This is a genomic window from Microbacterium sp. Bi128 (assembly GCF_918698205.1).
The window spans coordinates 1-3,304 of record NZ_CAKKMM010000521.1 but is presented as its reverse complement, the minus strand read 5'-3'; the positions used below and the strand labels follow the sequence as shown (position 1 = coordinate 3,304).

At 65.8% G+C, this 3,304-nt stretch carries 3 protein-coding genes; 1 reads left to right on the top strand and 2 read right to left on the bottom strand.

Going from position 1 to position 3,304, the window contains the following annotated elements; genetic code table 11:
* Positions 1-38: 38 nt before the first annotated feature.
* Positions 39-1,088 (bottom strand): cytochrome d ubiquinol oxidase subunit II, encoded by a 1,050-nt coding sequence (gene cydB / locus LQV45_RS22235; RefSeq protein WP_230008859.1) that lies wholly within the window; start codon positions 1,086-1,088, stop codon positions 39-41.
* Positions 1,089-1,150: 62 nt separating this feature from the next.
* Positions 1,151-2,746: a cytochrome ubiquinol oxidase subunit I gene (locus LQV45_RS22230; RefSeq protein WP_230008858.1), complete on the bottom strand. Its 1,596-nt coding sequence runs from the start codon at positions 2,744-2,746 to the stop codon at positions 1,151-1,153.
* Positions 2,747-3,065: 319 nt separating this feature from the next.
* On the opposite strand from LQV45_RS22230, the gene LQV45_RS22225 reads away from it, so the two are divergent.
* The coding region (locus LQV45_RS22225) for a BlaI/MecI/CopY family transcriptional regulator (protein ID WP_230008857.1) at positions 3,066-3,304 on the top strand (239 nt) is incomplete at its 3' end.

Here is a 3,304-nt window from a genome sequence, read left to right as displayed (position 1 = left end):
GGTCGAGGGGCCGGCGGGGAACGGTCTCATCTGGGAAGTTAGTCCTTCGGTGCCAGCGCTTTGGCGGCGATCGCGGGAAGGAAGCTGTGCGCCTCCGGGATATGCGCTGCGCTCACCCGGCGCCGGAACACCCAGTACGTCCAGGCCTGGTACGCCAGGACCAGCGGCAGCCCGATGCAGGCCACGATGCTCATCAGGCCCAGGGTGTAGTCCGAGGACGAGGCGTTGGAGACGGTGAGATTGAACGCGGGATCCAGCGTGGACGGAAGGACCACGGGGAAGGCGGCACCGAAGATGGAGGCGCTGCCGAGCAGGAGGAATGCACCCAGCGACATGAAGGCACGGCCTTCGGCACCCTTGCGGGCGAAATTCCACGCCAGGACTGCGGCGGCGACGGCGCCGACCACGGCGGCGATGGTCCACGCCTCGCCGCTGAGGAGCTGGAGGCTCACCGCCCAGCCGGCCATGGGCAGCAGCAGCACGGGCAGCAGCCGGACGAACCAGGCCCGCGCCCGGTGGCGTACCTCGCCGTCGGTCTTCAGGGCCAGGAACCCGAGACCGTGCAGGAGGGAAAATCCGACGACGGCGAGCCCGCCGAGCACGGCGTAGCCGCTGAACCAGGCAAACGGGCCGCCCTCTCGGTCGCCGTTGGCGTTCAGCGGCAGTCCCGTGGTGGTCAGGGCCAGTGCGGCGCCGACGCCGAAGGCCGCGACGAACGACCCTGCCGAGATGGCCCAGTCCCAGCGGGCGCGCCACCGGGGGTTGTCCACCTTGCCGCGGTATTCGAAGGCGACCGCCCGGAAAATGAGCGCCACGAGGACCAGCAGGAGTGGCAGGTACAGGGCGGAGAACAGCGAGGCGTACCAGAGCGGAAACGCCGCGAAGGTGGCGCCGCCGGCGGTCAGGAGCCAGACTTCGTTGCCGTCCCAGACCGGGCCGATCGTGTTGATCAGGACGCGGCGTTCCGTGTTGTTCCGGGCGAATCCCTTCATCAGCATGCCGACGCCGAGGTCGAAGCCCTCGAGGAAGAGATAGCCCGTCCACAGCACCGCGATGGCAACGAACCAGATGGTGGGTAGCAGTTCCATGCTGAGAATCCTCTGCGTATTTTTCGTGTGGGTTGCTGGGTGGTGGGTTGCCGGGCGGGCGCCTAGTAGGCGAACGCCAGGACGTCGTCGTCGGGTTTGCCGGGACCGCCCCGGGGGGTGGTGTCCTCGTTTTCGTCAACGGGAGCGTGGGCAAGTTCCGGCATGGCCGAGGCCACGCCGCCGCGGATGTACTTGACCAGGAGCTTGACCTCCACCACCAGCAGCACAGCATAGATGGAGGTCAGGACCACAAGGGAGGTCAGGATCTCTCCGGCCGAAACACCCGGTGAGACGGCCGCGGCGGTGAACATGAAGACCTGGTCGATGCCGCTGGGGTCCGGGTTGGGAGCGACGACGAACGGCTGGCGGCCCATCTCGGTAAAGATCCAGCCCGCCGCGTTGGCACCAAACGGTGCGAGAATCCCGAACACCGCCAGGCGCATGAGGCCGCGGGAGGCCGGCACGGTTCCCTTGCGGGTGGCCCACAGTGCCAGGAGGGCGGCGAGGGCGGCCACGCCGCCGAAGCCGATCATCATCCGGAAGCCCCAGTAGGTGACTTCCATGACGGGCACGTACTGGATTTGCTGTCCGGCGCGGTCCCCGTAGATGGGGTTGTCCGGCAGGGTGGTGCCGTACTTGGCCTGGTACTCGCCCAGCAGGCTGTTGACGCCCTTGACCTCCGTGGTGAAGTCGCCCTTGGCCAGGAAGGACAGGATGCCGGGGACCTCGATCACGGCCACGATGTCATCGCAGTTCTTGGCGCCGAGGTTGCCGACGCTGAGGACCGAGAAGCCGGTGCCATCATGGCAGGCAGCCTCGGCGGCGGCCATCTTCATGGGCTGCTGCTCGAACATGAGCTTGCCCTGAAGATCTCCGGTGACGGCGGTGCCCGCGAAGGAAATCATGGCGACGACGGCGCCGATCCTCAGCGAGCGGATCCAGACGGTGTGGTCACTGCGGTCCCGGCCGAGGATGCCGGCGGCTTCGTCGGGGATCACCTTGCCGTCGCCCCCGATGGTGTCGATGCCGTCGTGGCGGCGGCGCCACAGGTGGTACCAGGCAATGCCGAGCAGGAACCCGCCGGCGACGGCGAGGGCGCCGAAGAGAGTGTGGGGCACGGCCACCAGGGCCGTGTTGTTGGTGAAGACGGCCCACGCGTCGGTCATGACGGGCCGGCCGTTGACCATTTCGACGCCGACGGGGTGTTGCATCCAGCTGTTGGCCACGATGATGAAGTAGGCCGAGAAGACGGAACCAATGACGGCGATCCAGAGGCAGGCCAGGTGGACGGCGGGCTTGAGCTGTTTCCAGCCGAAGATCCACAGGCCCAGGAAGGTTGACTCGACGAAGAACGCCAACAGCGCTTCCAGGGCCAGCGGGGCGCCAAAGACGTCACCGACAAAGCGGCTGTACTCGCTCCAGGCCATGCCGAACTGGAACTCCTGCACGATGCCGGTGGCCACGCCCATGATGAAGTTGATCAGGAAGAGCTTGCCCCAGAACTTGGTCATGCGCAGATATTCCGGCTTGCCGGTGCGGTACCAGAGCGTCTGGATCACAGCCACCACCAGCCCGAGGCCGATCGTGAGCGGCACCATCATGAAGTGGTAGACCGTGGTGATTCCGAATTGCCAGCGTGCGATTTCCAAGGCGTCCAAGGCAGTCCCTACTTTTGGCTAGGTCCGAGCAACTTCTACGTGGCGTAGAAGTAATTCTTCTACAGAGTGTAGAACACATCGTCGCTTCCCCGTAACTCAGACTCCCACGGCACGTCACGGCCTGCAATGGAACAAAGACCCTCTCCCGCCGCCGCGGGCCGGCGGTGCGACACGCCGGGCGGCCGTGTTCTACTTCATGTAGAAAGAATGCGCAAAACGCGGTAAATTTGTAAACGAAGTATTCACACACACCGCCCCGGCAGGCACCAGCAGTTTCCCAGCATGACGCCGGCGCGGCAGGCATAGAAGGATGTACGCAATGGCAAGTCTCGGTGAACTGGAACGGGCAGTGATGGACCTGCTCTGGGCAGGCCAAGAAGCTGCGACAGCCAACACGCTGCGGGACCTCCTCGCACAAAGCACCCAGCCCCAGGACGGCAGCGCCGGACACGTGGGCAAAGACCTCGCGGTCACCACGGTGCTGACCGTACTCTCGCGCCTTGAGCGGAAGGGTCTGGTGGAACGCGAACGCGGTACCCGCCCGCACCGCTACCAGGC